Annotated in this window: 24 protein-coding genes and 1 riboswitch; of the genes, 9 read left to right on the forward strand and 15 right to left on the reverse strand. The window is 69.2% G+C overall.

Annotated features, from left to right (window positions below):
• Positions 1-8 precede the first annotated feature (8 nt).
• The 5 genes from LQD00_RS11130 to LQD00_RS11150 all read right to left on the reverse strand — a co-directional run bounded on the left by LQD00_RS11130 (position 9) and on the right by LQD00_RS11150 (position 5819).
• On the reverse strand, positions 9-1400 hold the full coding sequence (locus tag LQD00_RS11130) for an MFS transporter (RefSeq protein WP_232717228.1): 1392 nt from the start codon (positions 1398-1400) through the stop codon (positions 9-11).
• Between the two features lie 113 nt (positions 1401-1513).
• A complete protein-coding gene (locus LQD00_RS11135) occupies positions 1514-2947 on the reverse strand; it encodes a sensor histidine kinase (protein WP_232717230.1) in 1434 nt (477 codons plus the stop codon).
• A gap of 3 nt (positions 2948-2950) precedes the next feature.
• A complete protein-coding gene (locus tag LQD00_RS11140) occupies positions 2951-3613 on the reverse strand; it encodes a response regulator transcription factor (RefSeq protein WP_232717231.1) in 663 nt (220 codons plus the stop codon).
• Between the two features lie 73 nt (positions 3614-3686).
• On the reverse strand, positions 3687-4499 hold the full coding sequence (locus tag LQD00_RS11145; protein WP_232717232.1) for a bifunctional allantoicase/(S)-ureidoglycine aminohydrolase: 813 nt from the start codon (positions 4497-4499) through the stop codon (positions 3687-3689).
• 51 nt (positions 4500-4550) lie between these two features.
• Positions 4551-5819, reverse strand: a complete 1269-nt coding sequence (locus LQD00_RS11150) for a DUF6986 family protein (RefSeq protein WP_232717233.1) — start codon at positions 5817-5819, stop codon at positions 4551-4553.
• Between the two features lie 150 nt (positions 5820-5969).
• Here LQD00_RS11150 and LQD00_RS11155 point away from each other — a divergent pair, with 150 nt between their 5' ends.
• Positions 5970-6731, forward strand: coding sequence for an IclR family transcriptional regulator (locus LQD00_RS11155; protein WP_232717234.1), 762 nt, complete (start codon positions 5970-5972; stop codon positions 6729-6731).
• 24 nt (positions 6732-6755) lie between these two features.
• On the opposite strand, the gene LQD00_RS11160 is transcribed toward LQD00_RS11155, so the two are convergent.
• Together LQD00_RS11160 and LQD00_RS11165 are read right to left on the reverse strand one after the other, a co-directional pair.
• On the reverse strand, positions 6756-9122 hold the full coding sequence (locus LQD00_RS11160) for a protein kinase domain-containing protein (protein ID WP_232717235.1): 2367 nt from the start codon (positions 9120-9122) through the stop codon (positions 6756-6758).
• A gap of 140 nt (positions 9123-9262) precedes the next feature.
• Complete coding sequence (locus LQD00_RS11165; protein WP_232717236.1) at positions 9263-11458, reverse strand: RCC1 domain-containing protein; 2196 nt, start codon at positions 11456-11458, stop codon at positions 9263-9265.
• Positions 11459-11547: 89 nt separating this feature from the next.
• On the opposite strand from LQD00_RS11165, the gene LQD00_RS11170 reads away from it, so the two are divergent.
• Genes LQD00_RS11170 through LQD00_RS11185 form a run of 4 tightly spaced genes read left to right on the forward strand, consistent with a single transcriptional unit; the run spans position 11548 to position 13282 of the window.
• Positions 11548-11778 (forward strand): hypothetical protein, encoded by a 231-nt coding sequence (locus tag LQD00_RS11170; protein WP_006868182.1) that lies wholly within the window; start codon positions 11548-11550, stop codon positions 11776-11778.
• A 5-nt stretch (positions 11779-11783) separates the two neighbouring features.
• Positions 11784-12317, forward strand: a complete 534-nt coding sequence (gene moaC, locus LQD00_RS11175; protein ID WP_232717237.1) for a cyclic pyranopterin monophosphate synthase MoaC — start codon at positions 11784-11786, stop codon at positions 12315-12317.
• Positions 12310-12813, forward strand: a complete 504-nt coding sequence (locus LQD00_RS11180) for a MogA/MoaB family molybdenum cofactor biosynthesis protein (RefSeq protein ID WP_232717238.1) — start codon at positions 12310-12312, stop codon at positions 12811-12813. The genes moaC and LQD00_RS11180 overlap by 8 nt, the downstream gene beginning before the upstream one ends.
• A 37-nt stretch (positions 12814-12850) precedes the next feature.
• Positions 12851-13282: a molybdenum cofactor biosynthesis protein MoaE gene (locus tag LQD00_RS11185; RefSeq protein WP_006868179.1), complete on the forward strand. Its 432-nt coding sequence runs from the start codon at positions 12851-12853 to the stop codon at positions 13280-13282.
• Between the two features lie 48 nt (positions 13283-13330).
• Here the strand turns inward: LQD00_RS11185 and LQD00_RS11190 are convergent, their stop codons facing one another.
• Complete coding sequence (locus LQD00_RS11190; RefSeq protein WP_232717239.1) at positions 13331-14125, reverse strand: SDR family NAD(P)-dependent oxidoreductase; 795 nt, start codon at positions 14123-14125, stop codon at positions 13331-13333.
• Positions 14126-14211: 86 nt separating this feature from the next.
• Here LQD00_RS11190 and LQD00_RS11195 point away from each other — a divergent pair, with 86 nt between their 5' ends.
• Entirely contained in the window at positions 14212-15063 is an 852-nt protein-coding gene (locus tag LQD00_RS11195; RefSeq protein ID WP_232717241.1) for a helix-turn-helix transcriptional regulator, read from the forward strand.
• A gap of 111 nt (positions 15064-15174) precedes the next feature.
• On the opposite strand, the gene LQD00_RS11200 is transcribed toward LQD00_RS11195, so the two are convergent.
• The 5 genes from LQD00_RS11200 to LQD00_RS11220 form a co-directional block, all read right to left on the reverse strand.
• Positions 15175-15810, reverse strand: coding sequence for a transglycosylase family protein (locus tag LQD00_RS11200; protein WP_232717244.1), 636 nt, complete (start codon positions 15808-15810; stop codon positions 15175-15177).
• A gap of 5 nt (positions 15811-15815) precedes the next feature.
• Positions 15816-16014: riboswitch (cyclic di-AMP (ydaO/yuaA leader) on the reverse strand.
• A gap of 254 nt (positions 16015-16268) precedes the next feature.
• The gene (locus tag LQD00_RS11205; protein ID WP_232717245.1) at positions 16269-16517 is read right to left on the reverse strand and encodes a MoaD/ThiS family protein; all 249 of its coding nucleotides are present in this window, start codon (positions 16515-16517) and stop codon (positions 16269-16271) included.
• 11 nt (positions 16518-16528) lie between these two features.
• Entirely contained in the window at positions 16529-17617 is a 1089-nt protein-coding gene (moaA, locus tag LQD00_RS11210) for a GTP 3',8-cyclase MoaA (RefSeq protein ID WP_232717247.1), read from the reverse strand.
• A 13-nt stretch (positions 17618-17630) separates the two neighbouring features.
• On the reverse strand, positions 17631-18176 hold the full coding sequence (locus LQD00_RS11215; RefSeq protein ID WP_232717248.1) for a flavin reductase family protein: 546 nt from the start codon (positions 18174-18176) through the stop codon (positions 17631-17633).
• A gap of 5 nt (positions 18177-18181) precedes the next feature.
• Positions 18182-18391: a hypothetical protein gene (locus LQD00_RS11220; RefSeq protein WP_232717250.1), complete on the reverse strand. Its 210-nt coding sequence runs from the start codon at positions 18389-18391 to the stop codon at positions 18182-18184.
• Between the two features lie 241 nt (positions 18392-18632).
• Between LQD00_RS11220 and LQD00_RS11225 the strand changes: the two genes are divergently transcribed.
• Positions 18633-19046: a cold-shock protein gene (locus tag LQD00_RS11225; RefSeq protein ID WP_204718563.1), complete on the forward strand. Its 414-nt coding sequence runs from the start codon at positions 18633-18635 to the stop codon at positions 19044-19046.
• A gap of 36 nt (positions 19047-19082) precedes the next feature.
• Here LQD00_RS11225 and LQD00_RS11230 read toward each other — a convergent pair whose 3' ends face one another.
• Positions 19083-19616, reverse strand: a complete 534-nt coding sequence (locus LQD00_RS11230) for a DUF2771 family protein (RefSeq protein WP_232717252.1) — start codon at positions 19614-19616, stop codon at positions 19083-19085.
• On the reverse strand, positions 19613-21580 hold the full coding sequence (locus LQD00_RS11235) for an MFS transporter (RefSeq protein ID WP_406567006.1): 1968 nt from the start codon (positions 21578-21580) through the stop codon (positions 19613-19615). The genes LQD00_RS11230 and LQD00_RS11235 overlap by 4 nt, the downstream gene beginning before the upstream one ends.
• A gap of 86 nt (positions 21581-21666) precedes the next feature.
• Between LQD00_RS11235 and LQD00_RS11240 the strand changes: the two genes are divergently transcribed.
• Positions 21667-22455, forward strand: coding sequence for a DUF3027 domain-containing protein (locus LQD00_RS11240; RefSeq protein WP_232717254.1), 789 nt, complete (start codon positions 21667-21669; stop codon positions 22453-22455).
• A gap of 17 nt (positions 22456-22472) precedes the next feature.
• On the forward strand, positions 22473-25259 hold the full coding sequence (locus LQD00_RS11245) for a sacsin N-terminal ATP-binding-like domain-containing protein (protein WP_232717255.1): 2787 nt from the start codon (positions 22473-22475) through the stop codon (positions 25257-25259).
• The last annotated feature ends 159 nt before the right edge of the window (positions 25260-25418 follow it).

Raw genomic sequence — 25418 nt, forward strand, 5'->3', positions numbered from 1 at the left:
GTGTCACCTTAGGCGCGCCGCGCACCGATCTCTGCGTCGACGAAGGCCCGACCCTGCTCGCGGTCGAGTGGCGTCTCCGCCTTGTTGCGCAGCACGAAGATGTAGACCAGCAGCGATACCGTGATCACGGCGGTGACGTAGGCGATGAACCACGGGACGTGACCGCCGTTCTTCGCCGCCTGGTAGATCAGCGGTGCGGTGCCGCCGAACGCCGAGTTGGCGAGGGCGTAACCGAGGCCCACGCCGAGAGCACGGACGTGCGACGGGAACAGTTCGGCCTTCACGATCGCGTTGATGGAGGTGTAGCCGGTGAGGATGATGTAGCCGATGCCGAGTAGCGTCAGCGACGCGGCCACCGAGGTGGTCTGGGGCAGGTAGGTGATCAGGACGTAGGTGTAGATGACGCCGCCGACACCGAAGAAGACGAGCACCGGCTTGCGTCCGACCTTGTCGCTGATCATCCCGCCGATCGGCTGCAGCGCCATCAGGAACACCAGTCCGATCAGGTTGATCCACGTTCCGGCGCGGCCGTGGTCCTCGTAGGCGGTCTTGACGATGGCCGGGGCGTTGACGCTGTAGGTGTAGAAGGCGATGGTGCCGCCGATGGTGACCAGGAAGCAGACCACCAGCGAGCGCCAGTGGTGCAGGATGAGTTCGCGAATCGATCCGGACTCGGAATCGGCGCCGGTGCGCACGGCCTCCAACTGCTCCGGGGTGAGCGACTCGTCCATGCTGCGGCGCAGCCAGAAGACGACGACCGCGGCCACACCGCCGATGAGGAAGGCGATGCGCCAACCGAAGTCGGAGATCTGGTCCTTGTCGAGGAAACCCTGCATCACGAGCAGCGTGAGCTGCGCCAGCACGTGTCCGCCGATCAGCGTGACGTACTGGAACGACGAGAAGAACCCTCGACGCTCACGCGTGGCCGCCTCGGACATGTACGTCGCCGACGCACCGTACTCGCCGCCGGTCGCGAAGCCCTGCACCAGACGACAGAGGACCAGGACGACCGCCGCCCAAACTCCGATCGATTCGCGGCCCGGTGTCAGTGCGATGACCAGCGAGCACGCGGCCATCAACGACACGCTGAAGGTCAGCGCCGCGCGCCGGCCCCGTCGGTCGGCGTACCGGCCGAAGAACCAGGAACCCACCGGCCGCATCAGGAACGTGACGGCGAAGATGGCGTACACGTAGACGGTGGAGTTCTTGTCGGCCGAGTCGAAGAACTGGCTCTCGAAGTACGTCGCGAACACCGTGTAGACGTAGACGTCGTACCACTCGACGAGATTGCCCGAGGAGCCGCGCAGGGTGTTGTAGACGGCGCGGCGAGTGGCCGCGGCCGAGGATGTCGGTGGTGCGCTGCGCGCATCCGCGGCGAGCCCGGTGGTCGAGTCGGTCATCAGTCCTCCAGTCGTCGAACGTGCACCCGACACGAGTCCGGCGTCGGTGCCCTTAACACTGTGAAGGCAGTCACAGGCTCGACGAAAGCCGATCTCGGTTTCCTAACACTCCCTTAGGACGCGACGTCCGGCGCGAGATCCGCCGCCGGTATCCAGAGGTCGATCCGGAGTCCCGTAGGGCGTCCGGCGCGCACCGTCAGTTCGCCGCCGGCGCCCTCGATCAGGGCCCGGGCGATGGACAATCCGAGTCCGGAGCCCGGTGCGCTGCCGGTCGCCGCGCGGAAGAACCGTTCCGTCACGCGAGGCAGCTCGGAGGCGGGCACACCGCGACCGGTGTCGGCGACCCAGATGCGGATACGCGGCCCTTCGGATCGGCAGCCCAACTCGACGGACGCGTCCGGTCCCGCGTGATTGACCGTGTTGCTCATCAGGACGTCCAGCACCCGGATGAGGTCGTCCTCGTCGACCGCGGCGATCATCGACCGTGGCCGCTCCGGCGGCAAGGTGATCGACGCCGACAGGCCCGCCTCGGCGAACGCTCCCGCCCAGAAGTCGTGACGTTCGGTCAGCACGGTGGCGACGTCGCAGACGCCGGTGGCGGAGACGGCGGGCCGCGATTCGGCGGTGGCGAGGACGAGCAGGTCCTCGACGATGCGGTCCAGCCGATCGATCTCCACCAGCGTCTTCTCATGCGATGCGAGCGATCGGCCGGCCAGGCCGAGACCGAGAGTGTCGAGCCGAAACCGGACTGCGGCGAGCGGATTACGCAGTGCGTGAGCGGTGTCGGCGACCAGACGACGCTGGGCCGCGGTGGCGTGCTCGACGTCGTCGGCCATGGCGTCGAAGATGCGGGCCAGCTCACGGACCTCCGGCGGGCCGCTGCGCCGGGGATCACGACGTCCGTCCGGCCGCGGTTCGACCTCGTCCGGAACGTGGTCGACGATGGATGCGCGCAGCGAGCGCACCCGGGTCGTCAAAGCGGTCAGCGGACGAACCGTCCACCGCGACAGCGCAACCGCGATCAGCGACCCCACGAGCAGCATGGCAAGAGCACCACCGGCGATCATCGCCCAGTACCTGGTGACATCCCGCTTCGCCGCCGACGTCGATGCCGCGATCACGACCGCGCCGTCGACCTGACTGCCCGTACCGATCGGTCGGGACACCAGTACCGATGCGGGCGACCACGGCGTCAGACCCGACGGGATCCGCGTGCGCTGGTTGCGCAACGCCTCGGAGACCGCTTCGGCGACCTCCGGCGACCGGGCCGAGAGGCCGGCCGAGGCACGCGTCGCGCCGGCTCGATCGACCACCACGACACCCTCGCCATAGAGGGCGTTGTAGCGCTCGACAGCCTGCTGTAGCTCGGTGCCCCGTATCTCCGGTTCGCGATCGGCGAGGTCGGCGAAGTAGGTCGCGGATGCGGTTCGGCTCTCGGTGAACCGTTGCAGCCGTTCACGACTCACCGTCGAAGCCAGGGGGACGGCCAAGCCGAGGACCACGATCGCGGAATAGGCGACGAGGACGAGCAGCACACGCCGCCACATCGCTCAGGAGTCCCAGCGGTAGCCGTACCCGCGGATCGTCTCGATCACGCCGGGTCTGCCGAGCTTCGCCCGGAGTGCGGTCATGTGGACGTCGAGGCTGCGGGAGATCGCGACGTAGGCGTCGCCCCAGATCGCATCCATCAACTGTTCGCGGCTCACGGCCTCGCCGCGGCGTCCGACGAGGTGCGCGAGGAGTTCGAACTCCTTCGGGGTGAGTGCCACGTCGGCGCCGGCGACGGTGACCCGTCGCGCATCGAGGTCGACCGTGATGTCGCCGGTCGATATCTGCCGCCCTGCGACGGCCGGCGCGTCGGCGACCCGCCGGCGGGCGGCCACCTCCAGACGCGCCATCAGCTCGCCGAGCCGTGCCGGTTTGACCACATAGTCGTCGGCGCCCCCACGCAGTGCCCGCACCACCGATCGCTCGTCGTCCCGTGCGGTGAGAACCACGACCGGCAGCCGGCTGACCGTCCGCAACCGGCGCAATACGGTCAGTCCGTCCTCGTCGGGTAGTCCCAGGTCCAGAAGGGCGAGGTCGAAGTCCCGGTGACCGAGCAGGAGGTCAGCCCCGCGCCGCATTCGGCGGGGTTCGTGGCCGACCTCGACCAGGGCGTCGACGAGGGCGTCACCGACCCCGTCGTCGTCCTCCACCACCGCGATACGCATCGCCTCTCACGGTACGACAGCGGGTGACCGGGGAACCGGTGCCACCTCGCGGGTGCGCCGGTGACGGACAGGGTCAGAGGGCGATCTGCCGGTTGACGTCCTTGTAGAGCAGGTAGCGGAAGTCCGACGGTCCGCCGGCGTAGCAGGCCTGGGGGCAGAAGGCGCGCAGGGACATGTAGTCGCCCTCCTGAACCTCGACCCAGTCGCCGTTGAGGCGGTAGACGGCCTTGCCCTCGAGGACGTAGAGGCCGTGTTCCATCACGTGGGTCTCGGCGAACGGGATCGATCCCCCGGGCTTGAAGGTGACGACGTTGACGTGCATGTCGTAGGCCAGGTCCTGCGGGTCGAGCATCCGGGTGGTGCTCCACGCGTCGGTGTCGGGCATCGGGGTGGGCTCGATGTCGCGCTCGTTGCCGAACTTCGGGGCCGGGGTGTGACCCGCGATCGGCTGGTAGCGCTTGCGGATCCAGTGGAAGGTCGTGGTGGCGTCGCTGCGGTTGTGCGCCGACCATGCGGTGCCTGCGGGCAGGAACGCGAATCCGCCCTCGGTCAGCGTGCGCTCCTCACCGGCGACGGTGACGGTCAGCGTGCCCGCGGTGACGAAGAGAAAGCCCTCGACCTCCGGCTGCGGCTCCGGGGCATCCGATCCGCCGCCCGGCGCGACCTCGACGATCGACTGCGAGAAGGTCTGCGCGCCACCGGGAACCGGGCTGTTGATGACCCAGGCGCGGGTGCCGGTCCACTCGGGGAAGACCGAGGTGACGATGTCGCGGAGCACGCCGCGCGGGATCACCGTGTAGGCCTCGGTGACGATCGCGCGGTCGGAGAGCAGGTCGGTCTGCGGCGGGAGTCCACCGGCGGGGGTGTAGTACGGGGAGACGGTCATCGTGGTGTCCTCTTCGGCGGATTGCTGGATGGTCGTTCGGGGCTTGCGGTCTCAGGCGGCGGGCGGCCGGTGGAGCGCGAGTTCGCGCACCTTCGCGATGGGCAGGTCGGTGGCGGTCTCGACCTCGTCGACGGTCAGTGCGCCGCACACCTCGCCGCGGCGGATGAAGCCGGCGAGTGAGCGGGCGGTCGCCGGTTCGTCGAGCACCGACGACGAGATCTGGTGCGCATAGTTGCGCAGACGCTCTGCGGCGGAATCGAATCCGTCGCGGTAGAAGGCGTACGTCGCGAGGAAGCGGGTGACGAGCTGGGCGGGATGGAGATCCCAGCCCTGATAGAAGCCGCGTTCGAGGTGGCGGCGGACCAGGCGCGAGTGCAGGGCCCAACCGGCTTCGACGGCCTCGCGGTCGCCGACCGGGAGGATGTTGGTCGACCCGTCGGACAGGCGCACACCGGTGCCGGCCGCGGCCAGCTGCATCACGGCCTTCGCGTGATCGGCGGCCGGATGTTCCATCGACTGGTAGGCGGCGGAGATACCGAGGGACGCGGAGTAGTCGTAGGTCCCGTAGTGCAACGCGGTCACCCGGCCCTCACCGGCGTGGATCATCTTCGCGACCGGCGCCGAACCGTCGACGCCCATCACCGACTGCGGGGTCTCCACCTGGATCTCGAAACCGATCCGACCCTCCGGCAGCTCGTGGATGCGCTCGAGCTCGCGGGCGACGGTGACCATCGCGGTCACCTGATCGGTCGAGGTCACCTTCGGCAGGGTCAGCGTCAGGCCGGACGGGAGGTCGCCGGTGCCGGCGAGTCCGGAGATGAACAGGTCGAGGGTGCGCAGGCCACGAGCCCGCACATCGGCCTCGAAGCATTTGAAGCGGATGCCGAGGAACGGCGGCGTGGTGTCGCCGGCGTCGCGGATGGCGGCGACGGCAGCCGCCACGGCTGCGTCCTCCTCGTCGTCGGAGCGGACGCCATAGCCGTCCTCGAAGTCGACGCGCAGATCCTCGATGGGCTCGCTGCGCAGCTTCGCCTCGACGAGGGTTGCGAGTTCGGTTGCGGTGGAGTCGCTTCGGGCCACGGTTGCGCGGGCGACCGCGTCGAGGCCCCCGTGGTCGGCGGCGGTGTCCAGCGCCGTGCGGCCCCACTGCTGCGCGAGGTCGGCGGAGAACCGGTCGGCGGGGACGTAGACGGTGTGGACCGGCTGCCGGCTGCCGTCGTCGCCCGGATACCTCTCGGACAGGAGGGCGTCCGCCGGGGCGAGGGCTGCCTCGACCTCGGCCAGGAAGGCCGCACCGAGGCGGCCGGTCTGCACGCTCATGAGGAGTCCTCCGTCGATCAGATGGAAAAATAATTCCGCAGAGTGGACTTTACCTGATTCCATGCACGTCGTCAGGACGAGGTGAGGGTGGACCCCGATTGTGGTTTCACATCATGGAACGTAATCTTTCGCCGAACTGTGGAGGTGGGAATGGCGGGTAACTCGGGTGGTGTCCAGTCGGTCGAGCGGGCTTTCGAGCTCCTCGAACTCATCGGTCGCGCCGGTGGCGAGTGCTCCCTGAGTCATCTGTCGTCGGAGTCGCCGCTGCCGCCGCCGACCATCCACCGGTTGCTGCGCACGCTCGTGGGCATCGGGTACGTCCGGCAACTGCCGAACCGGTCATATGCGCTGGGCCCGCGGCTGATCCGCCTCGGCGAGGTGGCCAACCGGCAACTCGGCGCGGCCGCCGCACCGGTACTGGGCTCGCTCGTCGCCGAACTCAGTGAGACCGCGAGCCTCGCCGTGCTCGACGGCGACATGGTCATCTACGCGGCGCAGGTCCCCTCACCGCACAGCATGCGCACCAACAACGAGGTCGGGCGTCGGGTGACGATGCACAACACCGCGGTCGGCAAGGCGGTCCTCGCCGAGCTCGACGATGCCCGCATCCTCAAGCACGTCACCCAGGCCGGACTCACGCCCGCCACCGAGTGGAGCGTCACCTCGTTGTCCGGCGTCTTCGCGGCCGTCGAACAGGTGCGCGCGGAGGGTGTCGCCACCGACGAGCAGGAGTACGAGGTCGGGGTCTGCGGCATGGCCGTCGCCGTACCCGGTGCGCCGACGCCGATGGCGGTCGGCATCTCGGGCCCGGTCGCCCGGTTCGACGACGATCTGCGCGCGCGGGCGGTCGGCGCCCTGCGGGCGGCGGCGGACACCATCTCCGAGGCTCTCATCGGCGCGAAGGAGTCGTAGCCGACTCGCCATCGTGCGGCGGTGTCAGATGGTGAGCTTGGTCGGGGACGTGCGGTTGGCCGAGTCGCCGCTCGAGCCGTCGCCGATCTGACCGTCGTTGTTGAAGCCCCAGCACCAGACCGATCCCGACGCCATCGCGCATGACGTGCCGTTGCCGGTCGAGACCGAGGTGACGTCGGTCAGGCTGGCGACCTCGCGCGGGATCTTCACCGAGCCGCCGCTGGAACCGAGCTGGCTGCGGTCGTTGTCGCCCCAACACCAGGCCTTTCCGTCGGCGGCCGCGCAGGTGGTTCCCCAATCGGTGGAGATGGCCGACGCCTTGGCGATGGTGTTCACCTTGGTGGGCGTCTTGCGCGGTTCGGCCGTGCCGTTGCCGATCTGGCCGTAGGCATTGGCGCCCCAGCAGTACGCGTCCCCGCCGGCGATCGCGCAGGCCGTCTGGAAGTAGGTGCTGGTGTTGGTGGCCGGGTCGTTGTCGTCGTCGGGGGCCGACTCGTGGTAGCCGCCGAGGGTGATGTCGGTGACCTCGCCGAGCCCGCCGACCTTCACCGGCGCTGACCGTTCGGTGGTGCTGCCGTCACCGATCTGGCCGCTGTCGTTGTTGCCCCAGCAGAACGCCGACCCGTCGGACACGGCACAGGTGGTGCCGTAGGCGGTGGAGATGTCGGTGACGACACCGAGGCCCGGGACCTTGGTCGGGACCGAGACGGCGTCGGTGCCGCCGGTGCCCAGCTGGCCGTATTCGTTGTTGCCCCAACAGAAAGCGTCGGTGCCGGCGATCGCGCAGCTGGTGCCCCAGCCGGTGGTGATGGCCTTGACATCGGAGAGCGTGCCGACCTTGGTCGCGGTGTCGACGGTGTTGCCGTCGGAGCCGTTGCCGACCTCGCCGTAGTGGTTGTTGCCCCAGCACCACGCCTCGCCGGCGGCAACCGCGCACGTCGTGCCGACATACTTGTTCTCACCGGTCAGGTAGCCGCCGACGGAGACCGACGTCGCGTCGGTGACACCGCCGACCGTGGCCGGACGACTGTGCGGAGTGGTCGTCCCGTCGCCGAGCTGGCCGGTCGTGTTGTCGCCCCAGCAGTTCACGGTTTCGTTGACGATGGCGCAGCTGGTGCCGAAGTTGGTGCTCACCAAAGGCTGAGCGACGATTGCCTTTTCGGGATCGTCGGCGGTGCTGCTCAGGAGCACCAACCCGGCGATCGCGCCGATGACGACGACCAGCACGGCACCCAGGACGCCGGCGATGATCAGGCCGGTGCGCTTCTTCTTCGGTGTCCCCGATGCGCCCGGGTAACCGGTCGGCGCGTACGCCATCGCAGCTTGCGGCCGTGAACTGTGAAGTGGTTGGGGGCCAGAGATGCTCGCGGTCGCGCCGGGCCCCGAGGGGTGGTTCATCAGCGGCTGCGGGCCGGATGGTCCGGTCATCGTCGGTTGCGGAGGCGGGGTGTTCTGCCCGTAGGGCCGGCCGTACAACGGCTGCGGGGCCGACGGTGCGCCGGTGCTGCCGCCGACGAGCGTCGGCGGGGGAACCGATGCGGCCGCGATCGTGTTGCCCTTCGCTGACGGCGATGCGATCACCGACTCGAGGGCGGCGGCGAAGCTGCGGCAGTCGGGGTAGCGTGCCGCCGGGTCCTTGGCGAGGGCGCGCTGGAAGACGGGGTCGAGATGCGCGAGGTCGCCGCGCAACTGGCCGATGTGGGGGACCGGCCGCTGGATGTGACCGAGCATCACCGACGGCTCGGACTGGCCGACGAACGGTGGCTGTCCCGCGAGCAGTGCGTACGCGGTGCAGGCCAGCGAGTACTGGTCGGAACGTGCTGTGGCGTCGGCACCCTCGAGGGTCTCCGGTGCGGAGAACGCGACGGTCCCGATGAACGAGTGGGTGCCGGTCAGGTTGGCCGAGCCGGCGAGTTTCGCGATGCCGAAGTCGAGGACGAGGGCACGATCGATCACTCCAGAGCCGGGGTCGCGGGTGACGAGGATGTTGGCGGGCTTGATGTCCCGGTGCACCACCTGATGACGGTGTGCGTAGTCGAGGGCGTCGGCGACCTGGGTGACGACCGTCGAGACCTCGGCCGGCTTCAGTCGCTCCTCGGTGAGGTCCTTGCCGTCGACGTAGCTCATCGAGAACCACGGCGAACCGTCCTCGATGCCGTACTGGTGGATCGTGATGATGCTGCGGTGATCGAGTTTCGCGGTGGTCTTCGCCTCGTTGGTGAAGCGCTGGTTGAACCCGGGCTGGGCGCTGACGGCGGTCGAGATGACCTTCAACGCCTCACGCCGCTCGAGTTGCAGGTTCTCGACGAGATACACCTCGCCCATGCCGCCGGCGCCCAGCTGGGAGATGACGCGGTAACCGGCGATGTGGGTGCCCGGACTCAGTGGCACGGCGACACCTCTTTCTTACGGTGAGAAGCGAATACGGGAGAACTCGGACTCGTCGCGGTCGTACGCTGGGACGATACCGATGCGGCACCGGTCCGGGGCACCCGTCAATCGGATGACCGCCGAGTGGATGACGGCCATGTCTAGTACCCGATCCGGGTGGGCGTCAGCTTGTCGTCGGTGCTGCCGACACCGAGCTGACCGGTGGCGTTGAAACCCCAGCACCAGACGTCCGAGGACGCGAGTGCGCACGTCGTCCGGTCGCCCGTCGAGATCGCGGTTACATCGGACAATCCGTTGAGCCGCGTGGGATTCGGGCGGTCCTCCAGGGTGCCGTCCCCGACCGACCCCCAGGCGTTGGCGCCCCAGCAGTAGCCGACACCGCCCGCGATCGCGCAGGTGGTGTGCCCGGTTCCGGTGCTGATCGCGGTCACGTCGTCGACGCCGGAGACGAGTGTTGCGGTGGTGCGCGAGTCGTTGGTGCCGTCGCCGAGTTGTCCGAAAGCGTTGTCGCCCCAGCAATATGCGCTGCCGCCCGCGATGGCGCAGGTGGCCTGATCGCCCGCCGACACCGAGGTCGCGGCGTCGAGGTCGGCCACGCGGGTGGGCTCGGACCGGTTGTCGGTGGTGCCATCCCCGATCTGCCCGTTGTCGTTGAGTCCCCAGCAGTACGCGTCGCCGCCGGCGACCGCACACGCGAAGTTGACGCCGACACTGATCGAGGTCACGTCCTCGAGCCCGGCGACACGCACCGGACGGTACTGGTTGGCTGTCGAACCATCGCCCACCTGATCGAAATCGTTTGTGCCCCAACAATATGCAGACCCGGCTGCGATGGCGCACGTGGCCCAGTTGGCGGTCGAGATCGCGGTGACGTCGGCGAGGTCGGCCACCCGGGTCGGCTTCGGGCGGCTGGTCGTCGTGCCGTCGCCGAGTTGTCCGTAGTCGTTGTTGCCCCAGCAATAGGCGATGCCCTCGGCGACAGCGCAGGTGTTGGGCCCGCCGGTGCTGATCGAGGTGACGCCGGTGAGATCGGCGACGCGGGTGGGTGTCCAGCGGTTCGTCGTGGTGCCATCGCCGAGTTGTCCGGCCTGGTTGTCACCCCAGCACCAGGCGGCGCCATCGCGGATCGCACAGGTGGTACCGAGACCGGCACTGAGTTGCACCTCCTCGGCCGCGGCCGCCTGCGGACTCGAACCGCCGGTGCCGCCGCTGTGCTCGTCGCCACGCGTGAGGAGAACGACGGTCGCGGCCACCGCGAGCAGCGCGACGACCCCGATCGCGCCCGCGAGCAGCGGCCAACGGCGTCGTCCGCCCGGCGGTGCTGCCCGGGTGGGTGCGGAGTGGCCGGGTAGCGGGGGAGTGAAGCCCGGTGCGGAGAGTTGCTGCGTCTCCTGCGGCGGCCCCGGCCCATACCGAGGTGGTTGTGGTCCGGAATACGGGTGCTGCGCGGGCGGTGGCCGTGTCGTCGGACCGGCCCGCGGCGGGACGATCCGCGTCGCCGCGGCGTCGGTGCCGGTCGCGGCGAGCGCCCGCCGCAGATCGAGGGCGAAGTCGGTGCACGTGGGATAGCGGTCCAGCGGGCCGCGGGCCAGGGCGCGGTCGAAGACGGGGTCGAGCGCGGCGAGATCGGGCCGGTACCGGCTGATCCGCTCCGGCGGTGACGTCAGCTTCGCGACGATGTGCCGGGTCTGGGTGTCCGCCTCGTACGGCGTCGCGCCGGACAGCAGTTCGTAAGCGGTGCAGGCGAGCGCGTACTGATCCGACGCCGGGCCGGCCGGTTTGCCGTCGAGGATCTCCGGGGCGGCGTAGACCAGGGTGCCCACGAACGACGACGGCGCGGTCAGCGTGGTCGCGGTGGCGAGTTTCGCGATCCCGAAGTCGAGGACCACGACCCGGTCGAGGGCGTCGTCCATCGCCCGCCGGGTGACGAGGATGTTGCCCGGTTTGATGTCACGGTGCACGACACCGTGGGTGTGCGCGTAGTCGAGGGCGTCGGCGACGCGATCGACGATCGTGAGGATCTCGTCCGGCCGGAACGAGCCGCCCCGCAGATCCCTTCCGTCGAGGTAGGCCATGGTGAACCACGGATCGTCGTCGGTGACGCCGTAGTGAAAGATCGTGACGATGTTCGGGTGGTCGAGGGACGCCGCGGTCTGGGCCTCCCGGCTGAACCGGCGGACGAATTCCTCGTCGACGGTCTCGGCGACCGAGATGACCTTGAGTGCTTCGCGGCGTCGGAGTTGGGGGTTCTCCACCAGGTAGACCGTGCCCATACCGCCCGTGCCCAGGCGGCTGATCACGCGGTAGCCGGCGACCTCTTCTGGGTGGTGGGCCATCAGCGCCTCCTGGTGGCGTGACCTGTGATGCGACGACGATAGCCCCGGTCCGGCCGCCATGCCCCGGACACCGCACTTCTTTCATTCGAATGGCGTGGCACAATGCTCCCGTGGCAAACAACAGTGGTGACAAAGCCGGCAAGAAGCACTACGTCGACAACGGCTGGCCGAAGGACGAGGACGGCAACCATCCCGACCACGCGGTCTCCGAGCTCGCGACGCACATCTCGGGTGCGCTGTCCCCGTTCGGTGACACCGAGTTCCCGCTCCCGGTCGACGACCTGCCGTTCGTGCAGGCGAAGACGGTCGTCAACCGCTGACGCCGATGCCGACCACCGGAACTCCCAGCGGCGGGTCGGTCTCTCCGGAGGAAGGCGGCCGCCTGTCGCACATCGACGGCAGCGGCACGGCGCGCATGGTCGACGTCGGGCACAAGGCATCGACCAAGCGGCGTGCGATCGCCGGCGGCACCTTCCACACCACGGCCGAGGTGATCGGCCTCCTCAGTGAGTCGAAGCTGCCCAAAGGCGACGTCCTGGCGACCGCCCGCATCGCCGGGATCATGGCGGCCAAGCGCACCGACGAGCTGATCCCGCTGTGCCATCAGCTGGCGTTGTCGTCGGTCGAGGTCGACTTCACCATCGGCACCGACTCCATCGACGTGACCGCGACCGTAGCCACCTCCGGCCAGACGGGCGTCGAGATGGAGGCCCTCACCGCGGTCGCCGTCACCGGGTTGACGCTGCACGACATGGTCAAGGCCGTGGACAAGCGCGCCCGCATGGACGGCATCCGCCTGCTCGAGAAGACCGGCGGCAAATCCGGCGACTGGCTGCGGGACGCCCCGTCCGATGGCTGAGACCACCCCTCCCGACCCCGCGCGGCAACGCGTCGCCCAGATCGTCGTCGCGTCGACGCGGGCGAGCACCGGGGTCTACCCCGATCGCACCGGCCCGATCATCGAGGCCTGGCTCGTCGAGCAGGGTTTCTCCGTCGCCGAGCGCGATGTGGTGGCCGACGGTCCGCCGGTGGGCGCCGCGATCCGCGCCGCGGTCTACGCCGGCGTCGACCTCGTCCTCACCACCGGGGGAACGGGTCTGTCACCGACCGACCGCACCCCCGAGGAGACCCGGCCGCTGCTCGACGTCGAGATCCCCGGCCTCGCCGACGCCATCCGCGCGGCGGGACTGCCGAAGGTCCCGACGGCCGTGCTCTCGCGTGGCCTCGCCGGTATCGCCGGGACCACACTGGTGGTGAACCTTCCCGGCTCGACCGGCGGCGTGCGGGACGGCCTGGCCGTCCTCACCGGCGTCGTGCACCACGCCCTCGATCAGATCCGCGGCGGGGATCACTGATCGTCCCCCGATCACCGTGACAAGACAGGATTGACCAATGACCGTAGTCGTACACACCGCGGTGTCGGACCAGCCCATCGGGCTCGCCGACCACGAGGCGATGGTCGCCGACGCCTCGGACGGCAAGGCCGGTGCGATCGTCGGCTTCGTCGGGGCGGTCCGCGACCACGACGGCGGCCGGACCGTCGCCGAACTGGCCTACTCCGCCCATCCGACGGCGCCGAAGGTGCTCGCCGAGGTCGTCGAAGAGGTGTCGGCGGTCGAGGGTGTCCGCGCGGTCGCTGTCTCGCACCGCGTCGGCGACCTCGAGATCGGCGACGTCGCCTTCGTGGTCGCCGTGGCCGCCGACCACCGCCGCGCCGCCTTCGAGACCTGCGCCCGGCTCGTCGACGAGGTCAAGGCGCGTATCCCGGTGTGGAAGCACCAGTACTACGACGACGGCACCGAGGAGTGGATCAACTCGGCTTAACCGTCGAGGCTCGTCGCTGCGCTCCTCACACCTCAGGGAGCGAAGGGCCTAGGCCCCGGCACCACCGTCGACGGGCACGATCGCGCCCGTGACGAATGAGGAGCGGTCGCTGAGCAGGAACGCGGCGACCTCGGCGATCTCGCGCGGTTCGGCCATCCGGCCGAGGGGAGTGGACTCGCTGATCCATCGGGAGACTCCCGGGCTGGCCGCCTCCCACTCGTCGATCATCTCGGTGGCGGTGCCACCGGGTGTGAGCCCGTTGACGCGGATGCCGTCGCGTGCCCAGCTGACGGCCGCGGTCTCGGTGATGCTGTTCAGTGCGCGCTTCATCGCGCCGTAGGCGGGAAGGTCGGGGTTGGCGCGTCGCGAGCCGATGCTCGAGGTGTTCACGATCGCGCCGCCGCCATTGCGCCGCATCAGCTCGGCTTCGGCATTCATCGCGATCCAGTGCGCTCGGAAGTTCACCGCGAACTGCCGGTCGATGTCGGCGGCCGTGGTGTCCTGCAGCGGACCGGGTGCCTCCTGGACGACGGCGCCGTTGTTGAACGCGCCGTCGAGGCGGCCGTGCAGCTCCTCGGCACGCGCGATCGCGGCGTGGACACCGGCATCGTCGGCCAGGTCGAGGGCCACCGCGTCGGCGGTGCCGCCGGTCGACCGGATGTCGTCGACGATCCGCTCGAGGGCATCGATGCCGCGCGCGCCGAGCACCACCGAGGCGCCCTCGTGGGCGAACAGATGGGCCGCGGCGGCGCCGATTCCGCGGCTGGCGCCGCTGATGAAGATGACCTTGCCGGTGAGCAGGCCGATGGACGGGGTGGACCGGATTTCGGTGTTCTGGTTCATGGAATTCAGCGTGGCCGCGACGGGCGAGCTCATTCAGGCACAGGCAGTACTACTCTCCGCCGGCCGATCGGACGCACACTCGAGGTATGGACAAGCACGGGCTCGCCTCTTTCCTGCGGAGTCGACGTGAGCGTTTGCAGCCGGAGGACGTCGGTCTGCCGGCCGGCACCCGGCGTGGAACCCCTGGTCTGAGACGGGAGGAGGTCGCGGTGCTCGCACACATCTCGACCGAGTACTACGTGCGGCTCGAGCAGGGCCGCGCGCCCCGGCCGTCCGCGGAGGTCCTCGTCGGCATCGCCGGAGCGCTGCTGCTCACCGATGAAGAGTCCGACCATCTGCACATGCTCGCCGGAACGGCACCACTGCGAAACTCCCTCCACCGGCGGGACGTGCGGCCGAGCATCGTCGCCCTCCTGAACCGCATGCCGCAGACCGCGGGTTTCGTGATGTCGGCGATCTTCGAGGTGCTCGCGTGGAACGATCTGGCGGCGGCGCTTCTGGAGGACTTCGGCGAACTCGGCCCGGCCGATCGCAACCTCGCGCGCCGCGCGTTCCTCACCGACGACGCCGCGCCGCTGTACGGTATCTCCGACGGCGCGGAGTTCCGCCACCACGTCGTCGCGAGGTTGCAGCTGGCGGCGACCCGCTATCCCTCGGACCCGGCGGTCGTCGGTCTCGTCGAGGACCTCCGGGAAGGCAGCGCACAGTTCGCCCGGCTGTGGGACCAGCACGACGTCGCTGCCGCACCGACGCTCCGGAAAACCCTGCGGCATCCGGTCGTCGGAGAGATCACGGTCGACTGCGATTCGCTGGAACTCGCCGAGCGGGATCAGCATCTGGTGCTCTACAGCGCGCCGGCGGGTTCGGCAGACGCCGAAGCGCTCGCCCTATTGCAGGTCCTGGGTTCCGACGCCGCCGGGCTGTCGGAGGCCACCTGAGAATTGGAAAAGGGCCCCGCACGGATCAGTCATCGTGCGGGGCCCTTCGTCTGGGTCCCTCTGTGCGCTGCGGATTGTGTCCGAGCTGCTACAGGTTAGGGCTGCTACTCGTCAGGGGTTGGGCAGCAGGTGCTTGTTGTCGTTGAACAGCTTGATCTGATCGGGGCTCAGCGAGACACCGCTGTTCTTGGCCGCGTTCCAGAGGTTCTCGACCTCGGGGCTCACACCGGCGTCGGTGAGAACCGAGGTGACCTGCTTGGCGACGTCGTCGGTGGTCTTGGCATCAGGAGCCTTGACGAGGCTGAAGCTGCCGTTGCCGTCCTGGAGCTTCTTCACGATCGGAGCCGGAACATCGCTCGGCGCGGTGCGCGGGGTGTGGCCCGACAGGCCGACGCCACAGGTGGGCCATGCGCCCTTGCCCTGCGAGGCGAGCACGCGCTCGGCGACGACGATCTGCTCCTCGCGGGTGGCCTGCTCGGCGGTCGGGGCGAACTCGCCGCCGCCGTGTCCGCTCCAGGTGCTCGGCGAGAACTGCAGGCCGCCGTGGTAGCCGTTGCCGGTGTTGATGGCCCAGTTACCGCCGGACTCGCACTGGGCGACCTGGTTCCATTCGGCATCGGTTGCGGCGTTCGCGGTACCGGTGCCCAGGAGGGCGGCTCCGCCACCGAGAACGGCGCCGGTGAGGGCGACCTTGGTGAAGGTCTTGGTGGTCGAGCTGGTCGTCTGCTTGCGATGACGTCCGGACATAGATCGATTCCTCTCTCCACGCGCCTACGAAGTCAGCTGTCGGGTTCGAGCGAGAGGTTGCTCGGCCCCAGTGCGTCACCGAGATTGTTAATCACGGTTCTGCGCCTGGGACTTAACCCCGAGGACACCTGGTGTGGTGCCCGGTCTCAGGGGATGAGGTTGGGTCCCCCGTCCTCGCTCCTAGATTTCGTGCGGTCGTACCCTCCGGCGGAGCGAGGCTCGGCGCGGCCGGCGGGACGTATGTTCTGTTTCCTTACCGTGACCTTCGAGAAGGTCGCTTCGTACAGTACGTCGTTCGATCGGCCGATTCACCTGCTTGTACGCAACTTATTTTTTGCTCAGAACCTGGTCTCGCGACCAACTTTCGGCGTCACCGCAGTTCATCGGGCCGGATGCGCTCCCGTGGCCATCTCGTTACCGCTCCGTTATGTGACTAAGGTCACAAGGCGGTTGTGGTGTCAGCCACCTGCGAACGGGGGAAGGACGTCGAGTGTCGAGCAGGTGCCGAGCGGGAGTGAACGGTCAGTGAAGGCGATCTCGTCGCGGAGATAAGAGCAGCGCTCCAGCACCTTTGCGAGTTCGGCGTTGCCGGCGGACAGCGTCGACTCGAGGTCGCCGAGGGTGGTCGCGGGGTCGATGTCGACGACACGCGAGTCGGTACCGGCGGCTGCCCGGGCAGCGGCGAAGAAGCGGACGGTGAGGTTCATCGGGGCCGAGCCTATCCGCCGATGGCGGACATCGGCCGCGTCGGCTGGACGAAGCCGGCCGCGTTCACCTCGTGTCCGGGAGCCTTCTGCCACATGTCGGAGCGCCACAGGGCGGCGACGGCGGCGTCGACCTCGTCGTCGGGCAGCGTGCGCAGCACGGCACGCAGATCGGTCTCCGACGAGGCGAACAGGCAGTTGCGCAGCGACCCGTCTGCGGTGAGTCGGGTGCGGTCGCAGTCGCTGCAGAACGGACGGGTCACCGAGGCGATCACCCCGACCTTGGCCGGGCCCCGCGAGGTCCGATGACCGTCGACGATCCAGGTGGCCGCCGGGGCGCTGCCGCGCGGCGCCGGATCGGGCAGCAGGTCGAACCTTGTGCGCAGCGTCGCGAGGATCTCGTCGGCGGTCACCATCCGGTTTCGCTGCCAGGCGTGGTCGGCGTCGAGGGGCATCTGTTCGATGATGCGCAGCTCGTAGCCGTGTTCCAGGCAGTAGGCGAGCAGATCGGGGATCGCGTCGAGGTCGGCACGGTCGGGTATCACGGCGTTGACCTTGACCGGGTCGAGACCCGCGCGCTTGGCGGCGGCGAGACCGGCCAGCACGTCGTCGAGCCGGTCGCGGCGGGTGATCTCGGCGAATCGTTCGCGGTCGACGGTGTCGAGCGAGATGTTGATGCGGCTGAGCCCGGCGGCGACCAGTCCGTCGATCCGCCGCGTGAGGCCCAGCCCGTTGGTGGTCATCGCGATCTCGGGACGCTGGGGCAGCGCCGACACTGCGCCGATGACCTGCTCGAGGTCGCGACGCAGCAGGGGCTCACCGCCGGTGAAGCGGATGCGTTCGATCCCCAGGTCCCGGACTGCGACCGTGAGCACGCGGATCAGCTCGTCGGCGCTGAGCACCGCGTCGTTCGGCATCCAGTCGAGTCCATCGGCCGGCATGCAGTAGGTACAGCGCAGATTGCACCGGTCGGTCACCGAGACCCGCAGGTCCTTCGCCACCCGCCCGAACGTGTCGCGCAGGGGCCCCTGCGTGGGCACGTCGGATGGGGCCCCGGCCGTCATCGACCGTGGCGTGGGGATTCCGAGTCCGACCGTGCTCATGCTGTCCTGCAGATCACGTCGCGTTCGGGTCCTTGCGGGCCTCGAGCGCACGGAAGGTGCTGGCGTGGAACACCAGCGGCTCGACCTCGGGGTCGGCGCGCAGGGTGTCGATCTCCAGCAGCACGACGGTGTGGTCACCGGCCTGGATCTCGTTGTGGATGGTGCACGACAGATGGGCAGCGGCGTCGGGGACGAAAACCGCCCCGGCATCGGTACGCAGCGGCGTGATGCCGTCGAACCGGCGCTCCGACGGCCCGGCGAGCTGCTTGCAGACATCGGTCTGGTCGCCGGCGAAGACGCTCACGCCGATGGCCGGTGCGGTACGGATCTGCGGCCACGTCGTCGACGTGTTCTGTACGCACACCGACACCAGTGGTGGGTCGAGGGAGACGGTGGTGAAGGAGCTCGCCGCCATTCCGATCAGCGTGGTCGAATCTCCCTCGCCCTGAAGGCAACACACCGCGACGACGCCGCTGGGGAAGCAGCTGAACGCTGCCCGGAGGGCCTTGGCGTCGGAGACGGGGGCAAGTTCTGGGGTGGTGTCGATGGTCGCGGTCACGGTCCTCACCTGGCTCGGCGTCCGGCACGGAGTGCGTACACCAGGCCGAGGAGAAAACCCAGGGGTGCGCACATGGTCAACAGGTAGACGAAGGTCGGTGCGGTCTCGCCGTCGGTGACGAGCGGGGTCACGAACAGGGCCACGAGGGCGATGATTCCGATCGCGAAGATCACCATGGCTGCCTGCAGCAACCGCGGGGACGTCGTCTTCTGCATGCCGTCCACGGTAATGCACACTCCGGGAGTGCGGCGCCGCGCGAGGGGCTGACCGGTAGGGCAGAGGTAATGGTGTGACCGCGGGGTGGGGTGTTGGCTACCATGGGGCGCAGCAGGCGCCTTGCATCCGTCTGGGCCCATACGGACTTTCCGCCGTGGGTCGTGTGATGGGTGACGGCGTCTTTTGTTGTGACAGGCAGATCCGCAAGAGATCTACGACGTACAGATGAGGGTGAGCACAGTGCCGACCGGCAAGGTGAAGTGGTACGACGCGGACAAGGGCTTCGGCTTCCTCGCTCAGGAGAGCGGTGAGGACGTCTACGTCCGTTCGTCCGCCCTGCCCGACGGGGTGGAGGCCCTCAAGCCGGGGCAGCGCGTGGAGTTCGGCATGGCTGCCGGTCGCCGCGGGCCGCAGGCACTGAGCGTGAAGGTTCTCGATCCTGCGCCGAGCGTGTCGAAGAACGTGCGCGAGGCCGCCCGCAAGGACACCAAGCGACACACCCCCGACGAGCTGCACGGCATGGTCGCAGATCTGATCACCCTGCTCGAGGGCAAGGTGCAGCCGGATCTGCGCAAGGGGCGCTACCCCGACCGCAAGACCGCGCAGCGCATCTCCGAGGTCGTCCGCGCGGTCGCTCGCGAACTCGAGAGCTGAGTGCCGTTCGTCGAGCACTGAGCCCGATGTCGCGCGTCAGCCGAGGTATTGCAGGAAGTTCTCCGGCGCGGTCTGCGCTGCCAGCACGCCGCGCGGGATGATCTCGTCGTTCGGCGTCAGCCGGGCCGACGCCGGGTAGACGGTGACGCCCAGCAGGACGTATTCGGGTGCCGTCTTCAGCGTGACCGTGTAGGTCTCACCCGACGCCTGGGGCTGCTCGTCCTCGACGAGCCCCTTCGGTGTCCAGTAGACGGCCGCGAGGTTCCATGGGCCCTTCGCGATGTCGCCGGAGACCGACAGCATCACCGTGTCGCCGACCGCCACCGGAACCCGGGGTGCCTCGCGCTGCGACGTGCCGAGCGGCGGGTCGCATTCGTCGAGCATCAGGTCGCACCACCGCACCGGCTCGACGGTGTAGAGGTTCTTGCCGACGGCGATGTGGACGTACGGCCGGTCGTCGTGCGTGGAGTTGCGGGTCAGCAGGAACACCGAGACGCCGACGACCGCGACGAACGCCACCACGACGATCGCGATGATCGAAAGAGCTTTCTTCTCACCACTGCTGATCACGGTCGGCGATGTCCTGTCTGGTCGGGGGCGGGGCGGTCACCGGGTGTCCGGTCACCGGAGTTCGGGAACGGTGCTGTCGACGGCATCCGCGTGGTCGTCGGCCGCTGGGTATGCGCCCGGGTCGGTGCCGATCCCGGGCCGGTCCGGCGTGCATCGTCCGAGCCGGCGGCCCGGAAGGCGACGGTCGGTGCGGCGTGGTCGGGGCGCCGACCGCCCAGGCCCGGCACCAGCGACGACCCGCGGGTCGTCATCACGGTCTGGACCAGGCCCAGCCCGAGCAGCACGGCGACGACGGTGAAGCCGATCCACAGGGTCGGGGGCAGCAGCACACCGAGCGAGGCGCCGAAGACCCACGACAGCTGCAGGACCGTCTCCGAACGACCGAAGGCCGAGGCGCGCGATTCGTCGGGCAGATCGTCCTGGATCGACGAGTCGAGGCACACCTTGCCGATCGCGCTGGTGCCCGACGCGACCAGGGCGGCGACCGCTGCGAAGAGGATGTTGCCGAAGATCGCCGCGAGGACCGCGACGGCGAAGCAGGCCGCGGTGGCCCAGACGATGATGCCGGGCGGGTTCTTCAGCTCCAGCCGGGTGCCGACGCCGTTGCCGATCATGTTGCCGATACCGGCCGCGGCACCGACCGCGCCGAGCAGCAGCAGCTGCGTCCAGTCCGACGCGTCGCCCTGCTGCGCCTTGGCATAGAAGGCCACGAACAGCGTCAGGAAGCCGGTGAGGATGCGGATGGTGCCGTTGCCCCACAGGCCGGCCACGACCGTGCGGCCGAGCGGCTGACGCATCTTGGCGGCGAGCATCTTGGCGCCCTCGCGGGCACTGGTCGGTTCGTGTTCGGGCGCGCTCGATCGGGCGGGCTCGCCGTGGTAGGTCAGGGTCGTGGGGATCTCGCCCTCGGTCGACTCGACCCACGACGGGATGCGCATACACAGGTAGGCGCCGGCCGCGGCGACGATCGCCAGCCACACCATGGCTCCCGGCAGGTGCAGCGGCAGCAGCTTGCCGAGCAGCATCTCGATCAGCGCGGCCACCGCGCCGCCGACGATCGTGCCGCCGATCAGACCGAAGGTGGTCAGGCGGGAGTTCACCCGCGGCAGGTCGATGGTCGGGGGCACCACACGCGGCGTGACCGCCGATTTGAGCACGCCGAAGGACTTCGACAGCACCAGCAGGCCCAAGGCGCAGGGATAGAGCACCCACGGGTCGTACTCGAGTTGTTGCGTGGCGTCGTTCCATTGGACGTTCGCCATGATCAGCAGCGCCAGGATGACACGCAGACCGAAGGTCGCGGCCATCGCGATACGACGACCGCGCTGGAGCCGGTCGAGGAGTGGGCCGATCAGGGGAGCGATGAGTGCGAACGGCGCGATCGTCAGCGCCAGGTACAGCGCGACATTGGTCTTGGATTCACCCGTCGCGGCCGCGAAGAACAGGGTGTTGGCCAGCGCGACGGCCATCGCGGCGTCGGCGGCGAAGTTCGCGATCACCGGCAGGGTGAGCGCGGTGAGGCCGGACTGGTCGGCGCCGTCGGCGGTCGCGGCCCGGTGGATCTTGCCGATGCCCTTGCCCGTCAGCTCCCGGCTGCGCATCGCGGCGACACGCATCACGGTGAGCTTCTTGGGCGTTCGCGGCCCGTGATCGGCCGGCATCGCGCGGGTCGCCGACTCGTCGTACTGCGGTTGCCCGCGGTCGTCGAGCGGCGGCAGATGGGGATTGTGGGTGGGCGGGGGCAGGTAGGCGTTGCGGCCGGGACCCGGCCCGGGCGGCGGTCCCCAGCCCGGTGCGGGCCGACGGCCGCGCATCTGACGGGTCTCGTCGGCCGGGTAGTTGGCCGACCCGGGGTGCTGCGCGGCGCGCCGGCCGCGATCGTCTGTCGGCGGGCGAGGATGTTGGCTCGCCGGACCCCTGGGGGCCCCGCGCCCATCGTCGTGTCGGGAACTCCGTGGGATCACGTCCACGATTGTTCCTCATCTCGGGCCGGTGCCGCTTGAACCGGGTCGTTGTGTGGCACACGTCGGCGATATTGCACACTGGATGCGTGACTGACGTAAGTGAGGGCGGACGACTGCTGGCGGCCGTCGACATCGCACGAGCCGCGCTGGTCGACGAAGGACAGCAGCCTGGTGCGCATCGGCGCAGCGTTGCCGAGGGCGAGTGGGCCGCTGCACATTACTTCGACGCCGAGCTCGCAGGCTATCGCGGATGGCAGTGGTGCGTCGTGCTGGCCGGTGCCCCGGGCAGCGACGAGATCACCCTCAGTGAGGTCGTGCTGCTGCCGGGCGAGGGCTCGCTGCTCGCCCCGCCGTGGGTGCCTTGGGCCGAGCGTGTCGCCTCCGGCGACCTCGCGCCCGGCGATCTGCTGGCCGCCGAGCCCGACGATCCGCGTCTGGTGCCCAACCAAATCGACACCGGCGACGAGTTCCGCTTCGACTCCGAGTCCGAGGACCCTGACGATATCGGACAGATCGCCGGCGAGATCGGCCTCGGCCGCCGTCGACTGCTGAGCTACGACGGTCGCGCCGACGCCGCGCAGCGCTGGTACGACGGCGACTTCGGGCCGTCGTCGGAGATGGCTCAGGCAGCCCCGTTCACCTGTTGGACCTGTGGTTTCTATGTGCCCCTCGCGGGTGCGCTGCGCGCCGGATTCGGTGTCTGCGCGAACGAATACGCGGCCGACGGCCGGGTGGTCTCCGCCGAGTACGGCTGCGGTGCACACTCGGACGTCCAGGCGCCCAAGGGTGAGGGTTCACCCGCCTACGATGCCTACGACGACGGCGCCGTAGAGGTCATCTCGGTCACCCGGGACGCCGAACCGGCCCGCTCCTGAACGACACCTCACCGCCGATGAGCGCCGATCCGTTCGGCCCAGACCCGTTTGACACCGCCGCACTGCGGTCGTCGACGCTCGACGCCTGGGTGGCCTCGCCGACGCGTCTCGCCGAGGATGCCGCCGCCGAGTCGGACCTGGTGACGGTCGGGTACCGCGACCGGCTGCTCACCGAACTCGCCGCCAATGCCGCCGACGCCGCAGCTGCGGCGGGGATCGCGGGGGAGCTCGCCGTCTGGGTTGACGGTGACGAGCTACATGTCGCGAACACCGGTGAGCCACTGAGCGTCGAGGGTGTTCGCTCGCTGGCGGCGCTGCGTGTGTCGGCGAAGGCGACCACCGACGGCCAGATCGGACGATTCGGCGTCGGGTTCACCGCCACCGCGACAGTCGCCGACCGCGTCGAGATCCGTTCGCGCACCGGGTCGGTCGTCTTCGACCGCGCCGCCACTGTGGAAGCCGTTCGAGATGCCGGTCTCTCGGGTGACACCGTTCCGGTCCTGCGACTCGTGTGGCCGTCGGAGGTCGGGCCCGCAGACGGATTCGACACCGAGGTGGTCCTGAGTCTTCGGGAGCCGGCGGGTCCGCTGATCGAGGCGATGCTCGAGCAGGCACCCGACCTCGTCGTGGAACTCGCCGCGCTGCAACGGATCACCGTCGACGGTGTGGAGGTCTCGGTCGAGCGGTCCGCCGGCCCCGCGGTCGAGGACGACCAGGCCTCGTCCGCGATCGTCACCGTGTCCGTGGACGCTGCCGGCTCGGCATCGACTCGGCGCTGGCTGGAGGTGACGCGCGGCGGGACACGCTGGCTCGTCGACGCCGACGGTGGTCGCGCACCCGAGCGCGACGTGCTGCGCGCACCCACGCCCACCGACATCGAACTGAGCCTGCCGTGCCGGTGCATCACCGACCTCGCGCTCACCCCGGACCGCCGGCACCTCCATCCGGGCGCCGAGATCGGCGATGCCGCAACTGGTTACGTGGACCTGCTGCTCCTGGTCGACCCGGTTCGTCGGTTACAGCTCGTACCGGAGCTGCACCTCGCGCGAAATCGTGACGATGCCAGGCTGATCGAGGCCGTGCGCGGGCAACTCCGCGACATCGCGTGGCTGCCGGGTGCGGACGGCGAGCCGTTGCTGCCTTCGCGGGCAGTCGTCCTCATCGGGTTGACCGATCGCCTGGCCGAGATGTTGTCCGAACACTTCGCCGATCTCGTCCACCCCGACATATCTCTCGCCCAACATCTGCCGACACTGGGGCGGCTGGGGGTCGAGGAACTCGGGCTGGCGGGGCTGGTGGAGCGACTCGGCGGGCTGCACCACGAGCCGTCGTGGTGGCACGACCTGTACGAGGCGCTCGCGCCGCTCGTGTCGACGGGACGCGAGGTCGAGGAACTGGGCGCGCTGCCGATCCCGCGGTCCGACGGGCGGATGTCGGTCGGGGTGCGTGGCCTGTTCGTGAGTGATCGCATCGCCACGCCGATGCGCTGGATTCCCACCGTCCATCCCGATGCCCGTCATTCGCTCCTGGAACGTCTCGGCGTGCAGGAACTCTCGGTCACCGACGCGCTGGCAGACCCGGCGCTGCGCGTGCTGATCGAGGACATCGACCTCGACGGTGCTGTGGGCGATGACTTGGCCGGCGACGACGGGTTGGCCGCCGAGATCTGTGCGGTCCTGCGCGCCGATCCGGATGCGGCCGTGCCGCCGTGGCTGACCACCCTTCCGCTGCTGGACACCGACGGCGAGCTCCGCCCCGCCGACGAACTCCTGCTGCCCGACAGCCCGCTGCTGTCCGTCCTCGTCGACGACCATCCGTTCGGTGTCGTGGACGCGGAGGTTGTGTCCGAGTGTGGCGCAGACGAGTTGCGGCGTCTCGGTGTCGGGTGGGGCTTCCTCACGGTCGTCGACGAACTGCCGGTCGGACCCGACCACGACCTCCCCGACGAGGAGGACTGGTGGGACACCCTGCCCGACGCCCCCGAAAGACTCACGGCGGTCCGCGATCTCGACCTGATCGATGACCGGTCCTGGCCCGAGGCGCTGACCATGATGGCGACCGACGAGGCCATCGCACCGTTGCTCGCCGACCGCGACGGGTACACCGCCTGGTGGTTGCGACGGCACGCCGAGGTCGACGGGTTGCTGCTGGGGGAGTACCGCGCACCGTCGGACGAGATCCTCGCCGGGATCATCGACCCGCTCGACCATCCGCACGCCGACGCACTGGTAGGAGCGCTCGCCCGTCTGGAACCCGACACTGCCGACGACGCCGCGCTGCTGCTGACCCGCCTCGGTGATCCCGACCGTGACATCACCGCGGGCGCTGCGGTGATGGTGCACGCCGCCGTTGTCGCCGCCTGCCGTCGAGGTGTCATCGATCCGGCGGATGTCGAGGTCCCCGAACGGGTCCGGACGATCGCCGGTACCGTCACCGAGAACGCGGTGGTCGTCGACCAGGCGTGGTTCCTGCAGGCTCTGTCAGATGGGGAGACAGTTCTCGCCGGACCGACGGTCACCGCGACCGACGCCGAGACCCTCGCGACACTGCTCGACCTGTCACTGGCGTCCGAGGAGTACACCGCAACCGTCCGCGACCCCGGTGATGCCGCGACCTGGGCCCACCCCGAAGCGGTGCGGTTCGGCGCCGAACGCGGGGTCGAGGTACCGCGCGGGCAGGTGCGGTTGCACGACGAGTTGTGGATCACTCTGCGGGACGGCGACTCTCATCGCGAGGTCCGAGTGCGCTCGTGGATCGAGGACGGGGTCACGCACCTCGAACGCCGCGCGCACTCCGTGTCCTGAGTCCGGGTCGAAGTCGCGCGAGTTGGCCAAAGTGTGCCACGACCACTTGCTCCCTGAGGTGCGAGGAGCGTTAGCGACAAGCCACGAAGGGCTGGCGACTTTGCAACGCTCCGCACCAACCGCGGGCATTCGCTTCCAGAGAAGTCTGATTCACGCGAG

Origin of the sequence: Gordonia metallireducens, from assembly GCF_021245825.1 — a bacterium.
GTDB lineage: Bacteria > Actinomycetota > Actinomycetes > Mycobacteriales > Mycobacteriaceae > Gordonia > Gordonia namibiensis.